Here is an 18725-nt window from a genome sequence, read left to right as displayed (position 1 = left end):
CCCGTGCCCGCCCGCCCCGGCCGTTCAGCGCCGCAGCCTGGGGAACCTCCGGCCCGACTTCGCCGCCTCCGCCTCGGCCGCCTTCACCTTCGCCGCGTAGTCGTCCACGTACTCCTGGCCCGACAGCCGCAGGATCTCGTACATGATCTCGTCGGTGACCGCGCGGATCGCCGCCTTCTCGTTCTCCATGCCCGCGTACCGCGAGAAGTCCAGCGGGGCGCCGAACCGGATCGTCACCCGCTTGATCTTCGGGACGACCTGCCCGGGCGGCTGGATCTCGAAGGTGCCGACCATCGCGCACGGCACCACCGGCACGCCCGCCGTCAGGGCCATCACCGCGACCCCGACCTTGCCCTTGTACAGCCGCCCGTCGTGCGAGCGGGTGCCCTCCGGGTAGATGCCCAGCAGCTCGCCCTTGGCCAGCACCCCCAGGCCCTCGCGGATCGCCGCCCGGCCCGCCTCCCTGCCCGAGCGGTCCACCGGGATCTGCCCCGCGGCCCGGAAGAACGCCGCCGTCAGCCTGCCCTTGACCCCGGGCCCGGTGAAGTACTCCCGCTTGGCCAGGAAGGTGATCCTGCGCTTGAGCATCACCGGCATCAGGAAGTGGTCCGAGAACGACAGGTGGTTGCCCGCCACGATCGCCGCCCCGTCCTGCGGCACGTGCTCCAGCCCCTCGATCCTGGGCCGGAACAGGAGCCGCAGCAGCGGCCCCAGGATCGCGTACTTGAGCACGTAGTAGAACATGCGGCGGCTCCTGCACTCGGTCTCGCCCGTCCGGGGGCCCCTGTGCCCCCGAGCGGGCGATCAGTGTAGGCGCACCCACCGGGACCCGTAACCACCCCCGTACGGCCATGGGTTGACGCTGCGTCAGGCCAGACTCAGGAGGTCCGGCCCAGGCCGCGCACCAGCACCGCCGCCGCCCTGGCGAGCACCGCGTCGTCGGTCCCGGTGCGCCCGCCGGTGCGGTGCGTGAAGACGGACACGACCACCGGCGCCCCCGACGGCGGCCGGGTCACCGCGATGTCGTTCGCCGCGCCCGCCCCGCCGTTGGTCCCCGTCTTGTCGCCGGTGCGCCAGGTGCGCGGCAGGCCCGCCCGGATCCGGGCACCGCCGGTGGCGGTCCCGCGCAGCCAGCCGTTCAGCCGCTCCCGGTCCGCCGGCGCCAGCGCGTCGCCCACGGCCACCGCGCGCAGCCCCGCGCCCATCGCCGCCGCCGTCGTGGTGTCCCGCGGCTCGCCCGGCCGCCAGTCGTTGAGCTCCGGCTCCCAGCGGTCCAGCCGCGAGGTGCGGTCCCCGAGCGAGCGGTAGTACGCGGTGAGCCCGCGCGGCCCGCCCAGCTGCCGCAGCAGCAGGTTGCCCGCCGTGTTGTCGCTGCGGGTCACCGCCGCCCGGCACAGCTCGGCCACCGTCATCCCGGCCCGCCCGCGCCCCGCGGTCACCGGCGAGTTCGCCACCTCGTCCGCCGCGCCCCAGCGCACCGTCCGCTCCATCAGCCCCGGACGCTCCCGCCGGGCCCGGTCCAGCACGGCCGCCGCCGCGATGGCCTTGAACGTCGACAGCGAGGGGAAGCGCTCGCCCGCCCGGTAGGAGACCGCGCGCCCGCTGCCGGTGTCCAGCGCGTACGCGCCGAGCCGCACCCCGTGCGCCGACTCCAGGCGCGCCAGCTCCCGCACCGCCCGGGCGGCCCCGGAAGGCCGCGCGGCGGGGGAGGAGGCGGTGGGGCGGGCGCCCGGCGCCGGGGCGTCCCGCGCGCCGCACGCGGCGGTCGGGACCAGGAGGGCGGCGGCCAGCAGCGCGGCGCGGGCCCGGTTCAGGTACGGGTGCATGGGCCCCACACAACCGCAGGGCGCGGCCCGGGACGAAGCCGACGCGCCCACGGGGCCGTCGGGGGGACGCGCCGGGCCGACCGGGGGACCCGGCGGCGCGTCGGCTTGCCGCACGCCGCGCCGGGGGCTGCCCTGACAGCAGCCCCGGGTCCCTCACGTCCCTACCCCAGGAGCCGCCATGTCCCTGCGCACCCGCGCCGCCGCCGCCCTGCTCGCCCTGGCCGCGTCCGCGGCCCTCGCGGTCCCCGCCCACGCCGACGCCGAGTCGCCGCCCAAGCCGCGCGGCCTGTTCCTGACGGTCTCCGGCGCCGAGAACACCTGGATCCGCGGCGTCCTGCTGTGGTGCGCCCCTGAGCCGGGCGGCCCGCACCCGGACGCGGCGGGCGCCTGCCGTGCGCTGGCCGCCGCGGGCGGTGTGCTGGACAAGCTGCCGCAGGACCCGCACCCGTGCACCAAGCAGTACGAGCCGGTCACCGCCAGCGCGACGGGCACCTACCAGGGCCGCCCGGTGGCCTGGCACCGCACGTTCCCCAACGCCTGCACGCTGGACGCCGCGACCGGCGCCGTCTTCCGCTTCTAGGGGCTCTCAGTGGTCGCCGGTCGCGATCACCCCGATCGTGACCAGGCCGACCACCACCCAGCCGAACCACAGCCACCCGTTGCTGCCGAGCGCCACCGTGTACGCCGTCACCGCCACCAGGGCGCCGACGGTCATCACACCCATGGACTTCGCCGAACCGGACATGAGCCAGCCCTCCTCCACGGCCGCCGGGCCGTCGTGGTCCACATCGTGACCCGGGAGGAGGGCTGTCCGCCAGAGCGCGGGGGCCCCTGGTGCCGCCGCGGCTACCGCTGTCCGCGCGCCTGGAGCGAGGCGAGGTACGCGTTGTACGCCTCCAGCTCCTTGTCGCCGTCGCGGTCGGCGGCCCGGTCCGCGCGCCGGGCCGCCCGGTCCTCGGAGCGGTACCACTGGAAGACCAGCGCGATCAGCACCAGGACGGACGGGATCTCGCTGAACGCCCAGGCGATGCCGCCGCCCGCCTGCTGGTCGGCCAGGGCCTCGATGCCCAGGGACGCGGGAGGGTTCGCGTACGTCTTGATCATCGGCTCGGAGGCCATCATCAGGGCGATGCCGAAGAACGCGTGGAACGGCATGCCCGCGAACAGCTCCAGCATCCGCATCACGTAACCCGGCCGGTGCGGGCCCGGGTCCACGCCCATGATCGGCCAGAAGAACACCAGGCCCACCGCCAGGAAGTGCACCATCATCGCGATGTGCCCGGCCTTGGAGCCCATCAGGAAGTCGAACAGCGGGGTGAAGTACAGCCCGTACAGGCTCGCGATGAACATCGGGATGGTGAACGCCGGGTGCGTGACGATCCGCATGTACCGGCTGTGCAGCAGCTTCAGCAGCAGCTCGCGCGGCCCCTTGCGGCCCCGCCCCGCCACCGGCAGCGCGCGCAGCGCCAGCGTCACCGGCGCGCCCAGCAGCAGCAGGATCGGCGACAGCATCGAGATGACCATGTGCTGCACCATGTGCACGCTGAACATGACCATGCCGTAGTCGTTGAGCTTGGTGCACATCACCAGCGCGATGCTCAGGACGCCGGTGACGAAGGCGACGGTCCGGCTCACCGGCCAGGCGTCGCCCCGCGCGCGCAGCCGGAACACGCCCCAGCCGTAGAGGCCGAGACCGGCCAGGCAGCCGATCAGGAAGAAGACGTCCGGGGAGTACTCCAGGCCCCGCCCCAAGGTGAAGGGCGGCAGATCCATGGGCATGCCGTGCCCGCTGTGATCCATCCCACGGCTCCTGATTCGTACGGGTTGTCCGGTTGACGTCCACCAGAGTAGAGCCGCCCCCGGACGCGCTCGCGGCCGGGGGCGGATCGTTCGACGGGCAACCGGTACGGGACCGGTGGCGGCCGGTCCTACAGGACCGTCTCCGCCTCCTCGTAGCGCTCCGAGGGGACCGTCTTCAGGGTCTCCACGGCCCGCGCCAGCGGCACCAGCGTGATGTCCGTGCCGCGCAGCGCCGTCATCATGCCGAAGTCACCGCGGTGCGCGGCCTCCACCGCGTGCCAGCCGAACCGGGTGGCCAGCACCCGGTCGTACGCGGTGGGGGTGCCGCCGCGCTGGACGTGGCCCAGGATCACCGGGCGGGCCTCCTTGCCCAGCCGGCGCTCCAGCTCCACCGAGAGCTGGTTGGCCACGCCGGTGAACCGCTCGTGGCCGTAGATGTCCTTGCCCGCGGTCTTGAAGTCCATCGACCCCTCGCGCGGCTTGGCACCCTCGGCGACCACCACGATCGCGAAGCGCTTGCCGTCCTCGAAGCGCGCGCCGACCCGGGCGGTCAGCTCGTCGATGTCGAAGGGGCGCTCGGGCACCACGATCGCGTGCGCGCCGGCCGCCATGCCCGAGTGCAGCGCGATCCACCCGGTGTGCCGGCCCATGACCTCCACGATCAGCACCCGCTGGTGCGACTCGGCGGTCGTCTTCAGCCGGTCGAGGGCCTCGGTGGCCACCCCGACGGCGGTGTCGAAGCCGAACGTCACGTCGGTCGAGGCGATGTCGTTGTCGATCGTCTTGGGGACGCCCACTATCGGCAGGCCCGCCTCGGACAGCAGGTTGGCGGCCTTCAGGGTGCCCTCGCCGCCGATCGGGATGATCGCGTCCAGGCCCAGGTCGGCCACGTGGCCCTTGGCCCGCTCCACGCCGTCCACCAGCTGCGCGGGCTGCACCCGGGAGGAGCCCAGGATCGTGCCGCCGCGCGCCAGGATGCCGCCCACCGCGTCCAGGTCGAGCTTGCGGTAGTCGCACTCCAGCAGGCCCTTCCAGCCGTCCAGGAACCCGACCACTTCGTCGCCGTGGTCGGCGACGGCGCGGTGGACGACGGAACGGATGACCGCGTTCAGACCGGGGCAGTCGCCGCCGGAGGTGAGCACACCAATGCGCATAGCCCGAAAACCTTTGCAACGTGGGCCGACTCCCGGACCACGTCGTCCGGTTGGATCCCCGCCACCCTACCTGCGTCCGGCCACCGTGCCGACCCCGGCGTCCGACTGCTGGACGCCGCTCATATGAACGGAAAAGGGCTCTTCCGATGACCGCCCTGACGTGCGACGACGACCGGCGGAGCAATGCGAAGAGGGGCCCGCCCGAACGGACCTGACGGTCCGTCGGACGAGCCCCTCGGCAGCGCCTGGATCAGGAGGACGTGGCGGCCGTCGCGGCGGCGACGCGCTCGGCGCGCAGTGCCTCGTACCACCGGTCGTCCGTCGGCGGCAGCGCGTTCACGTCGAGCGCCAGCTTCAGCAGCAGGTCCGCGATCTGCGGGTTGCGTGCCATCACCGGACCGTGCATGTAGGTGCCGAAGACGGTGTCGTTGTACGCGCCCTCGGTTCCGTCGCCGGTGCCGTTGCCCCGGCCGAACACGGTCCGGGCGAACGGCCGGGCCGTCGGGCCCAGGTGCGTGATGCCCTGGTGGTTCTCGAACCCGGTCAGCTGCGGCAGGCCCAGCTGCGGGTCGATGTCGGCGAGCACGTCGCCCACGCACCGGTCGCCCTCGCCCCGGGTGGAGACCACGTCCAGCAGGCCCAGGCCCGGCTCGCGCTCACCGAGGTCGTTGATGAACTCGTGGCCCAGGATCTGGTAGCCGGCGCACACCGAGAAGATGATCGCGCCGTTGGACGCGGCCCGGGACAGGCCGCCGTCGCGGCGCAGCCGCTCCGCGGCGAGCCGCTGCGGCCGGTCCTCGCCGCCACCGATCAGGTAGATGTCGCCCGAGGTGGGGACGGGCTGGTCGCTGCGGACGTCGACGCGCTCGACGTTCAGGCCGCGCTGGCGGGCGCGGCGCTCCACGACCAGGGCGTTGCCCTGGTCCCCGTACGTGCTGAGCAGGTCGGGGTAGACCCACACCAGACGCAGGCTGTTGTCGCTCATGCTCTTGTCCTTAATGCGAGGCCTCGACACCTAGTTACCCACCCGGCGTCGTACGTCCTGGAACGCGGTGTAGTTGGCGATCAGCTCGATCCGCCCGGGCGGGGCCAGCTGTACCGCCTCGTCCACCGACTCGCAGACCCGGAAGTCCAGGCCCGCGACCTCCAGGCGGACCGCCAGGTCGAGCCTGCGGTCGCCGATCACGAAGATCGGGTGCCCGGCCAGGCGCGTGTAGTCCACGTCCCACAGCCACGAGGTGTCGGTGCCGTCGGCGCCGCGCGCGTTGACCGACAGGATCACCGGCGTCGGCGGCGGGTCGATCAGGGAGAACGTCTCGAGCCAGCCCGCCGGGTTCTTCGCCAGCAGCAGCCGCAGGTCGCGGCCCTGGAACTGCACCACGTCGTAGCGGCCGGCCACGGCCTGCACCTGGTACATGCGCTCCAGGGCGACCTGCGGCGGCACGCCGAAGACCGCGGCGACGGCCGCCGAGGTGGCGGCGTTGGCCTTGTTGGCGCGGCCGGGCAGCTGCAGGTGGATCGGCCAGGCCGAGCCGTGCGGGTCCAGCACGTGGTCGCCGCTGAGCACCCAGCTCGGCGCCGGGCGGCGGAAGCCGCACTCGCCGCAGAACCAGTCGTCGCCCGGCCGCTGCATCACGCCGCCGCAGGAGGGGCACGACCAGGCGTCGTCCTTCCACTCCTGCCCGGCCGCCACCCACACCACGTTCGGCGAGGAGGAGGCGGCCCACACGATCAGCGGGTCGTCCGCGTTCGCGATGACCACGGCCTTGGTGCCGGCCAGGCCCTCGCGCCACTTCTCGGCGAGCATGCGGGTCTCCGCGGCGCGGTCCAGCTGGTCGCGGGAGAGGTTCAGCAGCGCGATCGCCTTGGGCGTCACGTCGCGGGCCACGCCCGCCAGGTACTTCTCGTCGACCTCGATGACGCCGAACTTCGCGTCCGAGCCACCGGCCAGCGCCGAGGTGATGCCCGCGGGCATGTTGGCGCCCAGCGCGTTGGAGACCACCGGGCCGCTGGCCCGCAGCGCCTCGGCGATCAGCCGGGTCGTGGTCGTCTTGCCGTTCGTCGCCGACACGAGGACGACGTCCAGGTGATGCGCGAGCCGCCCCAGCAGATCGGGGTCGAGCTTCAGCGCCACCCGGCCGCCGATCACCGAGCCGCTGCCGCGTCCGGCGGCGCGCGACACGGCCGCCGCCGCCTTGCCCGCCGTCACCGCCAGCTTGGCGCGCGCGCCGAGCGGCTCCGCGTTGCCAGGGTGTCCTGCCATCGTCCTTGTTCCTCCTTGCGTCGGTCCGGGCCCAGCCTATCGAGATCCGGCCAGGGGCCCGAACCGCGGCACCCGGTGGAAACCCTCAGGTCACGGGGGAACGTACGCTTTGCGCCATGCGAAACCGCCCGATCCCCGGCTCCAGCGGCCGCGTTCGCCCCCTCAGCCTCTTCGGCGACCCGGTGCTGCACGCCCCCTGCGACCCCGTCACCGACTTCGGCCCGGAGCTGAAGCGGCTCGTCGAGGACATGTACGCGACGATGTACGCCGCCCAGGGCGTCGGGCTCGCCGCGAACCAGATCGGGATCGCGCGCAGCGTCTTCGTGTACGACTGCCCCGACGACGAGGACGTCCGCCACCTGGGCCACGTGGTCAACCCGCGGCTGGTCGAGGCGGACGGGCCCGAGGTGCGCGGGCCCGAGGGGTGCCTGTCGCTGCCCGGCATCGAGGCGGGCACCACGCGCTTCGACCACGCGGTGGTCGAGGGCATGGACAGCGACGGGGCGCCGGTGCGGGTGTCCGGCACCGGCTTCTTCGCCCGCTGCCTCCAGCACGAGTGCGACCACCTGGCGGGCGGCGTGTACCTGGACCGGGTCGGCGGCCTGCGCCGCGCCCGGGCCGTCCGCCACGCGCGCAAGGCGGGTCACGACACCTCCTGGGCCTGAGCGGCGGGGGCCGGGGGCGCGGCCGGTCGTCAGAACCCCGGCCCCCCGGCCCGGTCGCCCGCCGCGGCCAGCCGGCCCCACAGCAGGTCCGCCAGGCCGCGCACCAACTCCGGGCGCGAGCAGGGCCGTTCGCCCAGCCACCAGTCGCCCGCCGCGTGCATCATCCCGACGATCCCGTGGCCCCAGACCCGGGCCAGGGCCTCACCGCCGGGCCCCAGGTCGACCCGCTCGGCGATGACCACGCCCAGCTCCTCGCCCATCCGCCGCAGCAGCGGCGCCGAGTGGCGGCCCACGTCGAAGCCCTGCTCCGGGGAGGGGCCGGGCTCGTCGGACGGGTGCATCAGGAAGCGGTACACCTGGGGGCGCGCCTCGATGGCGGCCAGATAGGTGTCCAGGGTCGCCTCCACCCGCTCGCGGCGCTCCGCGGGGGCGTCGAGCGCCGCGCGCAGCGCGGACAGCAGGGCGTCGGTGTGGCGCTGGGCCAGGGCCCGGTAGAGCCCGCCCTTGTCGCCGAAGTGCCGGTAGAGGATGGGCTTGGTGATCCCCGCCTCGGCGGCGATCGCGTTCATGGACGCCTTGGGCCCGTCGCGGAGCACCACGCGGTCGGCGGCCTCCAGCAACTCCCGGCGGCGCTCCTCGGCCGTGCGCTGGTGGTCGGTCCGGTGTGTGGTCTCCATGGTCCCTCTCCCCGCCCGTGCGAATTCCTGAGGCCAACGCAACGTAACACCCGGGCGCGGAGCGTGTCGGCCGCGGTCGTCGCGGGATGGCTGTTGACAGCTGCTACTCATCGGTAACACACTGCTGTTACCGCAAGTAACACGTGATGGGCCACTGTACCGCTGGAGGGGACATGACCGAGTTCGCGCTCGATCTCAACGACGACCAGAAGCAGGTCAAGGACTGGCTCCACGGCTTCGCCAAGGACGTCATCCGCCCTGCCGCCGCCGAGTGGGACGAGCGCGAGGAGACGCCCTGGCCGGTCATCCAGGAAGCCGCCAAGGTCGGAATCTACTCCCTCGACTTCTACGCGCAGCAGTACTTCGACCCGACGGGTCTGGGCGTCCCGGTCGCCATGGAGGAGCTCTTCTGGGGCGACGCGGGCATCGCGCTGTCCATCGTCGGCACCGGCCTGGCCGCCGTCGGCGTCCTCGCCAACGGCACCGAGGAGCAGATAGGCACCTGGATACCCCAGATGTACGGGGACGTGAACGACGTCAAGGTCGCCGCCTTCTGCTCCTCCGAGCCCGACGCCGGCTCCGACGTCGCCTCCATGCGCACCCGCGCCGTCTACGACGAGGCCAAGGACGAGTGGGTGCTCAACGGCACCAAGACCTGGGCGACCAACGGCGGCATCGCCAACGTCCACGTCGTCGTCGCCGTCGTCGACCCCGCCCTCGGCAGCAAGGGCCACGCCTCCTTCATCGTGCCGCCCGGCACCCCCGGCCTGAAGCAGGGCCAGAAGTTCCAGAAGCACGGCATCCGCGCCTCGCACACCGCCGAGGTCGTCCTGGAGGACGTGCGCGTCCCCGGCCACTGCCTGCTCGGCGGCAAGGACAAGCTCGACGAGCGCCTCGCCCGCGCCCACGAGCGGGCCAAGGCGGGCGGCGGCGAGCGCGTGAAGAACGCCGCGATGGCCACCTTCGAGGCCTCCCGCCCCGCGGTCGGCGCCATGGCGGTGGGCACCGCCCGCGCCGCGTACGACTACGCCCTGGAGTACGCCAAGACCCGCGAGCAGTTCGGCCGCCCGATCATCGACAACCAGGGCATCGCCTTCCAGCTCGCCGACATGCGCACCCAGATCGACGCCGCGCGGCTGCTGGTCTGGCGGGCCTCCTGGATGGCGGTCAGCGGCAAGCCGTTCACCTCCGCCGAGGGCTCGATGTCCAAGCTCTACGCCAGCGAGGTCGCCAAGAAGGTCACCGGCCAGGCCATCCAGATCCTCGGCGGCAACGGCTTCACCCGTGAGTACCCGGTCGAGCGCATGCACCGCGACGCGGCCATCTACACGATCTTCGAGGGCACCAGCGAGATCCAGCGCCTGGTCATCGCCCGCACCCTGTCGGGGGTCCCGATCCGCTGACGCGCGTACGGCGAGGGGGCGGCCCGCCGAGGCGGCCCGCCCCCTGCCCGTACCGTCGCGTACGTCAGATGAAGTTCAGCGCCGCGGCCCCGCCCACGCCGCCCAGCAGCATGAACACCGGCATCAGCACCTTCAGCTCCACCCAGCTGCCCGCCCGGAAGCGCAGCGCCTTCGGCGGCCCCACCGGGTACCAGCGCTTGCGGCCCACCGGGATCGGCCACAGGATCGGGCAGCCCGACACCGTCAGCGCGTCCCCGATGTCGTGCACCAGCGCGCCCAGCACGATCGGCAGCCCCAGCCACAGGTACTCCTGGCCCGGCTGGTCGAACAGCCAGTCCGCGCCGCTGCCCGGCTTGTCCAGCACGCCCGCCAGGATCCACGCGCTGGTCGCCCCGAGCAGCCACACCAGCACGTCGCTGGAGACCCGCGCGGCCCGCCACAGCAGGCCCTCCACCGCCAGCACCAGGTGCACGAACAGGATGCCCAGCACCGCCCACCGGCCGCCGAACACCGCCGCCGCCGAGGCGCCCCCTCCTATCAGCACGGCCCACAGCCAGGTGTGCGTCAGCGTGCGGTGGCCGCCGGTGCGCCGCTTGTCGCCGGACATCTTCGTCGCCTGGTACACGGCGTACGAGAGCTTGTCGACGATCTCGCACAGCAGCCGGGACACCGGTCCGAAGGCCCGGGAGATCGTCGCCGCCTTGTGGTCGAGGTCCGGCGCCAGCGCCGCGCCCGCGCAGATGAGCGCCCCGACGACGAGAACCGGCCAGGGCATGGGCTGCCCGGCCGCCGCGGCCGCCGCCCCCACCCCCAGCCAGGCCGCCGCCCCGGACAGTGAGTGTGCCGGTCCCATCATGGCCGTTACCCGCCCCATTCCTCGTGTCGGTGGACCCAGTTGAGGCCGGGTCAGCCGACCCGGCCGCGGCCGGGTCGAGAGGGGAGCCTACCCGCCGTGATCATGGAACAAGTGGCCGGTTCCCTCTTCCGGACGGAATCCAGGCAAGATGGGGGCGTGACCCTTATCGATCAGCTTCCCCGGACCGCCGACCCCGACGCCCTCTTCGAAGCCTTCTCCTCGTGGACCGAGGAGCGCGGCATCAGCCTCTACCCGGCTCAGGAGGAGGCGCTGATCGAGGTGGTCTCCGGCGCGAACGTGATCCTGTCGACGCCCACCGGGTCCGGCAAGTCACTGGTGGCCGCGGGCGCCCACTTCGCCGCCCTCGCCAACGACCAGGTCACCTTCTACACCGCCCCGATCAAGGCACTGGTCTCGGAGAAGTTCTTCGACCTGTGCAAGATCTTCGGCACCGAGAACGTGGGCATGCTCACCGGCGACGCCTCCGTCAACGCCGACGCCCCCGTCATCTGCTGCACCGCCGAGGTCCTCGCCTCCATCGCGCTGCGCGACGGCAAGGACGCCGACATCGGCCAGGTCGTGATGGACGAGTTCCACTTCTACGCCGAGCCCGACCGCGGCTGGGCCTGGCAGATCCCGATCCTGGAACTGCCCCAGGCCCAGTTCGTGCTGATGTCCGCCACCCTCGGCGACGTCGCCATGTTCGAGAAGGACCTCACCCGGCGCACCGGCCGCCCCACCGCCGTGGTCCGCTCCGCGACCCGCCCGGTCCCGCTCTCGTACTCCTACGAGCTCACCCCCATCACGGAGACGCTCACCGAGCTCCTGGAGACCAAGCAGGCGCCCGTCTACATCGTCCACTTCACCCAGGCACAGGCCGTCGAGCGCGCCCAGTCGCTGATGAGCATCAACATGTGCACCCGGGAGGAGAAGGACAGGATCGCCGAGCTCATCGGCAACTTCCGCTTCACCACCAAGTTCGGCCAGAACCTCTCCCGCTACGTGCGCCACGGCATCGGCGTGCACCACGCCGGCATGCTGCCCAAGTACCGGCGCCTGGTGGAGAAGCTCGCCCAGGCCGGGCTCCTGAAGGTCATCTGCGGCACCGACACCCTCGGCGTCGGCGTCAACGTGCCCATCCGTACGGTGCTGTTCACCGCCCTGACCAAGTACGACGGCAACCGCGTGCGCACCCTGCGGGCCCGCGAGTTCCACCAGATCGCCGGCCGCGCGGGCCGGGCCGGCTTCGACACCGCGGGCTTCGTCGTCGCCCAGGCCCCCGAGCACGTCATCGAGAACGAGAAGGCCCTCGCCAAGGCCGGCGACGACCCCAAGAAGCGCCGCAAGGTCGTCCGCAAGAAGGCCCCCGAGGGCTTCGTCGCCTGGAGCGACAGCACCTTCGAGAAGCTCATCGCCTCCGACCCCGAGCCGCTCACCAGCCGCTTCCGCGTCACCCACACCATGCTCCTGTCGGTGATCGCCCGCCCCGGCAACGCCTTCGAGGCCATGCGCAAGCTCCTGGAGGACAACCACGAGCCGCGCAAGGCGCAGCTGCGGCACATCCGCCGCGCCATCGCGATCTACCGCTCCCTGCTCGACGGGGGAGTGGTCGAGCAGCTCGACACCCCCGACGCCGAGGGCCGCCACATCCGGCTCACCGTCGACCTCCAGCAGGACTTCGCCCTCAACCAGCCGCTCTCCACCTTCGCGCTGGCCGCCTTCGACCTGCTCGACCCCGAATCCCCGTCCTACGCCCTGGACATGGTCTCCGTCGTCGAGTCCACCCTCGACGACCCGCGGCAGATCCTCGCCGCCCAGCAGAACAAGGCGCGCGGCGAGGCCGTCGGCCAGATGAAGGCCGACGGCGTGGAGTACGAGGAGCGCATGGAGCGGCTCCAGGACGTCTCGTACCCCAAGCCGCTCGAAGAGCTGCTGTGGCACGCCTACAACACCTACCGCACCTCCCACCCGTGGGTCGGCGACCACCCGGTCTCCCCGAAGTCCGTCATCCGTGACATGTACGAACGGGCCCTGACCTTCACCGAGTTCACCTCCTGGTACGAGCTGGCCCGCACCGAGGGCATCGTGCTGCGCTACCTGGCCTCCGCCTACAAGGCCCTCGACCACACCATCCCCGACGACCTCAAGACCGAGGACCTCCAGGACCTGATCGCCTGGCTGGGCGAGCTGGTCCGCCAGGTCGACTCCTCGCTCCTGGACGAGTGGGAGCAGCTGGCCAACCCCGAGGTGGAGACGGCCGAGCAGGCCCAGGAGAAGGCCGACCAGGTCAAGCCCGTCACCGCCAACGCCCGCGCCTTCCGGGTGCTGGTGCGCAACGCCATGTTCCGCCGCGTGGAGCTGGCCGCCCTGGACAACGTGGACGCGCTCGGCGAGCTGGACGCCGAGTCCGGCTGGGACGCCGACGCCTGGGGCGAGGCCATGGACGCGTACTGGGACGAGTACGAGGACCTCGGCACCGGCCCCGACGCCCGCGGCCCCAAGCTGCTGGCCATCGAGGAGGACCCCGCGCACGGCCTCTGGCGCGTCCGCCAGAGCTTCGCCGACCCCAGCGGCGACCATGACTGGGGCATCAGCGCGGAGGTCGACCTCGCGGCCTCCGACGAGGAGGGCCGCGCGGTCGTCCGCGTGACGGCCGTCGGCACCCTGTGACCCCCGCGGGCGGCGCCCGCGACCCCCGAGAGGACCCCGGACCATGACGAACCCGGCCGAGAGACTGGTCGACCTGCTCGACCTGGAGCAGATCGAGGTCGACATCTTCCGCGGCCGCAGCCCGCAGGAGTCCCTCCAGCGCGTGTTCGGCGGCCAGGTCGCCGGACAGGCGCTGGTGGCCGCGGGCCGCACCGTGGAGGACGACCGCCCGGTGCACTCGCTGCACGCCTACTTCCTGCGCCCCGGCCGCCCCGGCGTGCCGATCGTCTACCAGGTCGAGCGGGTCCGCGACGGCCGCTCCTTCACCACCCGCCGGGTCACCGCCATCCAGCAGGGCCGCACGATCTTCAACCTGACCGCCTCCTTCCACCACCCGGAGGAGGCGGGCTTCGAGCACCAGCTGCCGCCGCGCCTGGAGTTCCCCGACCCCGAGGCGCTGCCGACCGTCGCCGAGGAGATCCGCGAGCACCTGGGCGCCCTGCCCGAGGCCCTGGAGCGGATGGCCCGCCGCCAGCCCTTCGACATCCGCTACGTCGACCGGCTGCGCTGGAGCGCCGAGGAGGTCCGCGACGCCGACCCGCGCAGCGCCGTGTGGATGCGCGCCGTCGGCCCGCTCGGCGACGACCCGCTGGTGCACACCTGTGCGCTCACCTACGCCTCCGACATGACCCTGCTCGACGCGGTCCGCATCCCCGTGGAGCCGCTGTGGGGGCCGCGCGGCTTCGACATGGCGTCCCTGGACCACGCCATGTGGTTCCACCGGCCGTTCCGCGCCGACGAGTGGTTCCTGTACGACCAGGAGTCCCCGATCGCCACCGGCGGCCGAGGGCTGGCCCGCGGCCGCATCTACGACCGCGAGGGCCGCCTCCTCGTCTCGGTGGTCCAGGAGGGCCTGTTCCGCAAGCTGTGAGCGCTCACGTCCCCGGCAGCGGGTCCTGCGGCACCTCGTGGCGGCGGGTCGGGACGTCCGGGCCCGGCGGGTGCAGCTTGGCGTCGCAGGCCGGGCCCAGGCCGGTGCGCCGCGAGGACTCGCCGGTCAGCGGACGCCCGCACAACCGGCACCGGACGCGCCGCTCGCGCGCCTCGACGTCCTCCATGCCGCTCAGTGGCTGATCGTTCATGACCCCTGTCTACCCTGAGCACGACCCTTACGGTGAAGAGGAGTACCCGATGAGCCTGTACGACATCCCGCTGCGCACCCTCCAGGGCGAGGCCACCTCGCTGGCCGACCACCGCGACGAGGCCGTCCTGATCGTCAACGTGGCCTCCAAGTGCGGCCTCACCCCGCAGTACGCGGGCCTGGAGCGGCTGCAGAAGACCTACGCCGAGCGGGGCTTCACGGTGCTCGGCGTGCCCTGCAACCAGTTCGCGGGCCAGGAGCCGGGCAGCGCCGAGGAGATCGGGACCTTCTGCTCGGCCACGTACGGCGTCACCTTCCCGCTGCTGGAGAAGACCGACGTCAACGGCGAGGGCCGCCACCCGCTGTACGCGGAGCTGACCCGGGTCGCCGACGCCGAGGGCGAGGCCGGTGACGTGCAGTGGAACTTCGAGAAGTTCCTGCTCGCCCCCGGCGGCGCGGTCACCCGCTTCCGCCCGCGCACCGAGCCCGAGGCCCCCGAGGTCGTCGCGGCCGTCGAGGCGGCGCTGCCGCGCTGAGCCGTCGGCGCGGAACAGCGGAGAGCGGAGAGGGGTACAGAAGGACTTCCGTACCCCTCTCCGCTGCCTCGGCCGGGCTCACCCGTGCCAGGACCGCCACAGCGCCGCGTACGCCCCCTCGGCCGCCACCAGGTCGTCGTGGCTGCCCAGTTCGCTGATCCGGCCGTCCTCGACCACCGCGATCACGTCCGCGTCGTGCGCCGTGTGCAGCCGGTGCGCGATCGCCACGACCGTGCGGCCGTCCAGGACGCGGGCCAGCGAGCGCTCCAGGTGGCGCGCCGCCCGCGGGTCGAGCAGCGACGTCGCCTCGTCCAGGACCAGCGTGTGCGGGTCGGCGAGCACCAGCCGGGCCAGCGCCACCTGCTGGGCCTGCGCCGGGGTCAGCGCGAGCCCGCCCGAGCCGACCTCGGTGTCCAGGCCGTCGTCCAGGCCGCGCGCCCAGGAGTCCGCGTCCACCGCGCCGAGCGCCGCCCACAGTTCGGCGTCCTGCGCCCCGGTGCGGGCCAGCCGCAGGTTGTCCCGCAGCGAGCCCACGAACACGTGGTGCTCCTGGTTGACCAGCGCCACGTGCTCGCGCACCCGCTCGGCCGGCATCCGCGACAGCTCCGCCGCACCGAGCGTCACCCGCCCGGTGCGGGGCGCGTAGATCCCGGCCAGCAGCCGGCCCAGCGTCGACTTGCCCGCGCCGGACGGGCCGACCAGGGCGAGCCGGGTGCCCGGCGCGACCCGCATCGACACCTCGTGCAGCACGTCGACGCCCTCGCGGTAGCCGAACCGCACGTCGTCGGCGCGCACCTGGCGCCCGTCGGGCTCCACATCGGCGTCGCCCGCGTCCGGCTCGATCTCCCGCACACCGACCAGGCGCGCCAACGACACCTGGGCGACCTGCAGTTCGTCGTACCAGCGCAGGATGATCCCGACCGGGTCCACCAGCATCTGCGCCAGCAGCGCGCCCGTGGTCAGCTGCCCCACGTCCATCCAGCCGCGCAGCACGAACACCCCGCCGATCATCAGCACCGCCAGCAGCACCGTGACGTGCGTGAGGTTGATCACCGGGAAGAGCACCGAGCGCAGGAACAGCGTGTAGCGCTCCCACGCCGTCCACTCCCTGACCCGCCGGTCCGACAGCGTGACCCGGCGCGCGCCCAGGCGGTGCGCCTCGACCGTACGGCCCGCGTCGACGGTCTCCGCGAGGGCGGCGGCCACCGCCGCGTACCCGGCGGCCTCCGAGCGGTACGCCGACGGAGCCCGCCGGAAGTACCAGCGGCAGCCCACCACCAGCAGCGGCGCGGCGAGCAGGACCGCAAGGGCCAGCGGCGGCGCGGTGACCGTGAGGCCGCCGACCAGCAGCGCCGCCCACACCACGCCGATGGCGAGCTGCGGCACGGCCTCGCGCATCGCGTTCGCCAGCCGGTCGATGTCCGTGGTGATGCGCGACAGCAGGTCGCCCGTCCCGGCGCGCTCCAGCACGCCCGGCGGCAGGCCCACCGAGCGCACCAGGAAGTCCTCGCGCAGGTCGGCGAGCATCTCCTCGCCCAGCATCGCCCCGCGCAGCCGCACCATCCGGACGAAGACCGTCTGCACCACCAGCGCGACGACGAACACCGCGATGGTGCGCGACAGGTGCAGCTCGTCCGCGCCCGCCGACAGCCGGTCCACCAGGTCGCCCAGCAGGTAGGGCCCGGCCATCGAGGCGACGACGGCCGCCGCGTTCACCCCCACCAGGACGGCGAACGCCGTCCGGTGGCGGCGCAGCAGCCCGCGCGCGTACGCCCGTACCGTCGCCGCCGACGCGACGGGCAGCGTCGTCACGGAGGTCGGCGCCGCCGGGTCGTACTCCGGCCGCGGTGTGCCGATCATGCCGACTCCTCCTCCAGCGCGCCCCGCAGGGCGATCTCGTCTTCCGTCTCGCGCGTCACCACCGCGCGGTAGCGCGGCTCGGTGCGCAGCAGCTCGCGGTGCGTGCCCACCGCGACCGCCTGGTCCGCCTCGACCAGCACCACCCGGTCCGCCAGGTCCAGCAGCAGCGGCGAGGACGCCAGCACCACCGTGGTGCGGCCCTCCCGCAGCTCCTTGACGCCCGCCGCGACCCGGGCCTCGGTGTGCGAGTCGACCGCGGAGGTCGGCTCGTCGAGCACCAGCACCCGGGGGTCGGTCACCAGCGACCGGGCCAGCGCCAGGCGCTGGCGCTGGCCGCCCGACAGGGACCGGCCGCGCTCGGTGATCCGGGTGCGCATCGGGTCGCCGCCGCCGTCCACCGACGCCTGCGCCAGCGCGTCGAGCACGTCCCCGCACTGCGCGGCCCGCAGCGCCCGGTCGGCGTCCACGCCGCCGGAGCGCGGCACGTCCAGCAGCTCGCGCAGCGTCCCCGACAGCAGCACCGGCTCCTTGTCCTGCACCAGCACCGCCGTCCGCGCGCCGTCCAGCGGCAGCTCGTCCAGCGGCACCCCGCCCAGGAGTACGGAGGTGTGGTCGTCGGCGGGCGCCACCGGGTGGCCGCCCAGCCGGTCCGCGAGCCGCCCCGCCGCGTCCGGGTCGCCGCACACCACGGCCGTGAACCGGCCCTCGGGCGCGAGCAGTCCGGTCACCGGGTCGTACAGGTCGCCGCCGTCCTTCAGCGCGGCGCCCGCCTCCGTGGTCGTCCGGGTCAGCGCGAGCACCCGGGCGGCGCGCTGGGCGGAGGGCCGCGAGAAGGAGTACGCCATCGCGATCTCCTCGAAGTTGCGCAGCGGGTGGTGGGTGAGCAGCACCGCGCCGTACACCGTGACCAGTTCGCCGACCGCGACCCGGCCGTCGGCCACCAGGCCCGCGCCGTACGCCAGGACCACGACCATCAGCACGCCCGGCAGCAGCGTCTGCAGCGCGCCGATCAGCGCCCACATCCGGGCGCTGCGCACGGCCGCCTCGCGGACCTCCTGGGACGCCCGGCGGTAGCGGTCGAGGAACAGCTCCTCGCCGCCGATGCCGCGCAGCACCCGCAGCCCGGCCACCGTGTCGGAGGCCAGCTCGGTGGCCCGGCCCGCCTTCTCCCGCTGGAGGTCGGCGCGGCGGGTGGCCCGGGGCAGCAGCGGCAGCGCGGCGAACGCCAGGACCGGCACGCCCACCGCGACGACCACGCCGAGCGCGGGCTGGTAGACCACCAGGCCGACGCAGACCACGACGAGGGTGAGCGCGGCGGCGGCGAAGCGCGACAGCGCCTCGACGAACCAGCCGATCTTCTCGACGTCCCCGGTGGACACCGCGACGACCTCCCCGGCGGCCACCCGCCGGGTCAGCACCGAGCCCAGCGCGGCGGTCCTGCGGGCGAGCAGCTGCTGGACCCGGGCGGCCGCGGTGATCCAGTTGGTGACGGCCGTGCGGTGCAGCATGGTGTCGCCCACGGCGATGGCCACGCCGAGCGCGGCGACGAGGGCGCCCGCGACGGCGAGCCGGGTGCCGGAGCGGTCCACGACCGCCTGCACGGCGAGCCCGACGCCGAGCGGCAGCGCGGCGATGCCCAGCTGGAGCAGCAGGCCCCAGGCGGTCGCCTTGAGCTGCCCGGCCAGCTGGCCCCGGCCCAGCCACAGCAGGAACCGCGGGCCGGACCGGACGTCGGGGTCGCCGGGGTCGGGGTACGGGAGGTCGCGGATCTGCATGGCGTCCCAGCGCTCGTGACGGGGGACCAGGGCCTGTCCGGCCATGGCGAGCCGGTTGGCTCAAACCACGCAAGGTTCGCCTTTCGCGGTGCGGGCCCGCAATCGATTTTCCGGCACCAC

18 protein-coding genes are annotated in these 18725 nt (G+C 73.4%); 6 read left to right on the top strand and 12 right to left on the bottom strand.

Features of this window, described 5'->3' with window-relative positions; genetic code table 11:
* Positions 1–24: 24 nt before the first annotated feature.
* Together ABT160_RS22055 and bla are read right to left on the bottom strand one after the other, a co-directional pair.
* Positions 25–744 (bottom strand): lysophospholipid acyltransferase family protein, encoded by a 720-nt coding sequence (locus ABT160_RS22055; RefSeq protein WP_351649419.1) that lies wholly within the window; start codon positions 742–744, stop codon positions 25–27.
* Positions 745–878: 134 nt separating this feature from the next.
* Positions 879–1826, bottom strand: coding sequence for a class A beta-lactamase (gene bla, locus ABT160_RS22050; protein ID WP_351649418.1), 948 nt, complete (start codon positions 1824–1826; stop codon positions 879–881).
* Positions 1827–2004: 178 nt separating this feature from the next.
* Between bla and ABT160_RS22045 the strand changes: the two genes are divergently transcribed.
* Positions 2005–2406: an SSI family serine proteinase inhibitor gene (locus ABT160_RS22045; protein ID WP_351649417.1), complete on the top strand. Its 402-nt coding sequence runs from the start codon at positions 2005–2007 to the stop codon at positions 2404–2406.
* 6 nt (positions 2407–2412) lie between these two features.
* Here the strand turns inward: ABT160_RS22045 and ABT160_RS22040 are convergent, their stop codons facing one another.
* From ABT160_RS22040 to ABT160_RS22020, 5 genes are all read right to left on the bottom strand, one after another.
* Positions 2413–2571 carry a hypothetical protein gene (locus tag ABT160_RS22040; protein ID WP_351649416.1) on the bottom strand — a complete coding sequence of 53 codons (159 nt, stop codon included), beginning with the start codon at positions 2569–2571 and terminating at the stop codon, positions 2413–2415.
* A 101-nt stretch (positions 2572–2672) separates the two neighbouring features.
* The gene (locus ABT160_RS22035) at positions 2673–3626 is read right to left on the bottom strand and encodes a cytochrome c oxidase assembly protein (protein ID WP_351649415.1); all 954 of its coding nucleotides are present in this window, start codon (positions 3624–3626) and stop codon (positions 2673–2675) included.
* 128 nt (positions 3627–3754) lie between these two features.
* A complete protein-coding gene (locus tag ABT160_RS22030; RefSeq protein ID WP_351649414.1) occupies positions 3755–4780 on the bottom strand; it encodes a 6-phosphofructokinase in 1026 nt (341 codons plus the stop codon).
* 250 nt (positions 4781–5030) lie between these two features.
* The gene (locus tag ABT160_RS22025; protein ID WP_351649412.1) at positions 5031–5765 is read right to left on the bottom strand and encodes a type 1 glutamine amidotransferase; all 735 of its coding nucleotides are present in this window, start codon (positions 5763–5765) and stop codon (positions 5031–5033) included.
* Positions 5766–5795: 30 nt separating this feature from the next.
* The gene (locus tag ABT160_RS22020) at positions 5796–7043 is read right to left on the bottom strand and encodes a Mur ligase family protein (protein ID WP_351649411.1); all 1248 of its coding nucleotides are present in this window, start codon (positions 7041–7043) and stop codon (positions 5796–5798) included.
* 116 nt (positions 7044–7159) lie between these two features.
* Between ABT160_RS22020 and def the strand changes: the two genes are divergently transcribed.
* The gene (def, locus tag ABT160_RS22015) at positions 7160–7708 is read left to right on the top strand and encodes a peptide deformylase (protein WP_351649410.1); all 549 of its coding nucleotides are present in this window, start codon (positions 7160–7162) and stop codon (positions 7706–7708) included.
* Between the two features lie 29 nt (positions 7709–7737).
* On the opposite strand, the gene ABT160_RS22010 is transcribed toward def, so the two are convergent.
* Complete coding sequence (locus ABT160_RS22010; protein WP_351649409.1) at positions 7738–8385, bottom strand: TetR/AcrR family transcriptional regulator; 648 nt, start codon at positions 8383–8385, stop codon at positions 7738–7740.
* A 173-nt stretch (positions 8386–8558) separates the two neighbouring features.
* On the opposite strand from ABT160_RS22010, the gene ABT160_RS22005 reads away from it, so the two are divergent.
* The gene (locus ABT160_RS22005; protein ID WP_351649408.1) at positions 8559–9788 is read left to right on the top strand and encodes an acyl-CoA dehydrogenase family protein; all 1230 of its coding nucleotides are present in this window, start codon (positions 8559–8561) and stop codon (positions 9786–9788) included.
* A gap of 64 nt (positions 9789–9852) precedes the next feature.
* Here the strand turns inward: ABT160_RS22005 and ABT160_RS22000 are convergent, their stop codons facing one another.
* Complete coding sequence (locus ABT160_RS22000) at positions 9853–10644, bottom strand: metal-dependent hydrolase (RefSeq protein WP_351649407.1); 792 nt, start codon at positions 10642–10644, stop codon at positions 9853–9855.
* A 102-nt stretch (positions 10645–10746) separates the two neighbouring features.
* Here ABT160_RS22000 and ABT160_RS21995 point away from each other — a divergent pair, with 102 nt between their 5' ends.
* Positions 10747–13314 (top strand): DEAD/DEAH box helicase, encoded by a 2568-nt coding sequence (locus ABT160_RS21995; protein ID WP_351649465.1) that lies wholly within the window; start codon positions 10747–10749, stop codon positions 13312–13314.
* 43 nt (positions 13315–13357) lie between these two features.
* Entirely contained in the window at positions 13358–14224 is an 867-nt protein-coding gene (locus tag ABT160_RS21990; protein ID WP_351649406.1) for an acyl-CoA thioesterase, read from the top strand.
* Between the two features lie 4 nt (positions 14225–14228).
* Here the strand turns inward: ABT160_RS21990 and ABT160_RS21985 are convergent, their stop codons facing one another.
* Entirely contained in the window at positions 14229–14435 is a 207-nt protein-coding gene (locus tag ABT160_RS21985) for a DUF6011 domain-containing protein (RefSeq protein WP_351649405.1), read from the bottom strand.
* Between the two features lie 49 nt (positions 14436–14484).
* Between ABT160_RS21985 and ABT160_RS21980 the strand changes: the two genes are divergently transcribed.
* On the top strand, positions 14485–14970 hold the full coding sequence (locus ABT160_RS21980; RefSeq protein WP_351649404.1) for a glutathione peroxidase: 486 nt from the start codon (positions 14485–14487) through the stop codon (positions 14968–14970).
* A gap of 78 nt (positions 14971–15048) precedes the next feature.
* Here ABT160_RS21980 and ABT160_RS21975 read toward each other — a convergent pair whose 3' ends face one another.
* Both ABT160_RS21975 and ABT160_RS21970 read right to left on the bottom strand, forming a co-directional pair.
* The gene (locus ABT160_RS21975; RefSeq protein WP_351649403.1) at positions 15049–16830 is read right to left on the bottom strand and encodes an ABC transporter ATP-binding protein; all 1782 of its coding nucleotides are present in this window, start codon (positions 16828–16830) and stop codon (positions 15049–15051) included.
* Positions 16827–18605 carry an ABC transporter transmembrane domain-containing protein gene (locus tag ABT160_RS21970; RefSeq protein WP_351649464.1) on the bottom strand — a complete coding sequence of 593 codons (1779 nt, stop codon included), beginning with the start codon at positions 18603–18605 and terminating at the stop codon, positions 16827–16829. The genes ABT160_RS21975 and ABT160_RS21970 overlap by 4 nt, the downstream gene beginning before the upstream one ends.
* Positions 18606–18725 lie beyond the last annotated feature (120 nt).

This window comes from Streptomyces sp. NPDC001941 (genome assembly GCF_040296945.1).
Classification (GTDB): Bacteria; Actinomycetota; Actinomycetes; order Streptomycetales; family Streptomycetaceae; genus Streptomyces.
The sequence above is the reverse complement of the archived record's forward strand: the minus strand, read 5'-3'. Positions and strand labels throughout refer to the sequence as shown.

What these genes read in the sequence shown, in the direction of transcription:
- ABT160_RS22040 (WP_351649416.1), bottom strand. Translation starts at nt 2,571, where the DNA reads ATGTCCGGTTCGGCGAAGTCCATGGGTGTGATGACCGTCGGCGCCCTG.
- ABT160_RS22045 (WP_351649417.1), top strand. Translation starts at nt 2,005, where the DNA reads ATGTCCCTGCGCACCCGCGCCGCCGCCGCCCTGCTCGCCCTGGCCGCG.
- ABT160_RS22020 (WP_351649411.1), bottom strand. Translation starts at nt 7,043, where the DNA reads ATGGCAGGACACCCTGGCAACGCGGAGCCGCTCGGCGCGCGCGCCAAG.
- ABT160_RS22005 (WP_351649408.1), top strand. Translation starts at nt 8,559, where the DNA reads ATGACCGAGTTCGCGCTCGATCTCAACGACGACCAGAAGCAGGTCAAG.
- ABT160_RS21995 (WP_351649465.1), top strand. Translation starts at nt 10,747, where the DNA reads ATGGAACAAGTGGCCGGTTCCCTCTTCCGGACGGAATCCAGGCAAGAT.
- ABT160_RS22055 (WP_351649419.1), bottom strand. Translation starts at nt 744, where the DNA reads ATGTTCTACTACGTGCTCAAGTACGCGATCCTGGGGCCGCTGCTGCGG.
- ABT160_RS22025 (WP_351649412.1), bottom strand. Translation starts at nt 5,765, where the DNA reads ATGAGCGACAACAGCCTGCGTCTGGTGTGGGTCTACCCCGACCTGCTC.
- ABT160_RS22010 (WP_351649409.1), bottom strand. Translation starts at nt 8,385, where the DNA reads ATGGAGACCACACACCGGACCGACCACCAGCGCACGGCCGAGGAGCGC.
- ABT160_RS22035 (WP_351649415.1), bottom strand. Translation starts at nt 3,626, where the DNA reads ATGGATCACAGCGGGCACGGCATGCCCATGGATCTGCCGCCCTTCACC.
- ABT160_RS21990 (WP_351649406.1), top strand. Translation starts at nt 13,358, where the DNA reads ATGACGAACCCGGCCGAGAGACTGGTCGACCTGCTCGACCTGGAGCAG.
- ABT160_RS21975 (WP_351649403.1), bottom strand. Translation starts at nt 16,830, where the DNA reads ATGATCGGCACACCGCGGCCGGAGTACGACCCGGCGGCGCCGACCTCC.
- ABT160_RS22030 (WP_351649414.1), bottom strand. Translation starts at nt 4,780, where the DNA reads ATGCGCATTGGTGTGCTCACCTCCGGCGGCGACTGCCCCGGTCTGAAC.
- ABT160_RS21985 (WP_351649405.1), bottom strand. Translation starts at nt 14,435, where the DNA reads ATGAACGATCAGCCACTGAGCGGCATGGAGGACGTCGAGGCGCGCGAG.
- ABT160_RS22000 (WP_351649407.1), bottom strand. Translation starts at nt 10,644, where the DNA reads ATGATGGGACCGGCACACTCACTGTCCGGGGCGGCGGCCTGGCTGGGG.
- bla (WP_351649418.1), bottom strand. Translation starts at nt 1,826, where the DNA reads ATGCACCCGTACCTGAACCGGGCCCGCGCCGCGCTGCTGGCCGCCGCC.
- ABT160_RS21970 (WP_351649464.1), bottom strand. Translation starts at nt 18,605, where the DNA reads ATGCAGATCCGCGACCTCCCGTACCCCGACCCCGGCGACCCCGACGTC.
- ABT160_RS21980 (WP_351649404.1), top strand. Translation starts at nt 14,485, where the DNA reads ATGAGCCTGTACGACATCCCGCTGCGCACCCTCCAGGGCGAGGCCACC.
- def (WP_351649410.1), top strand. Translation starts at nt 7,160, where the DNA reads ATGCGAAACCGCCCGATCCCCGGCTCCAGCGGCCGCGTTCGCCCCCTC.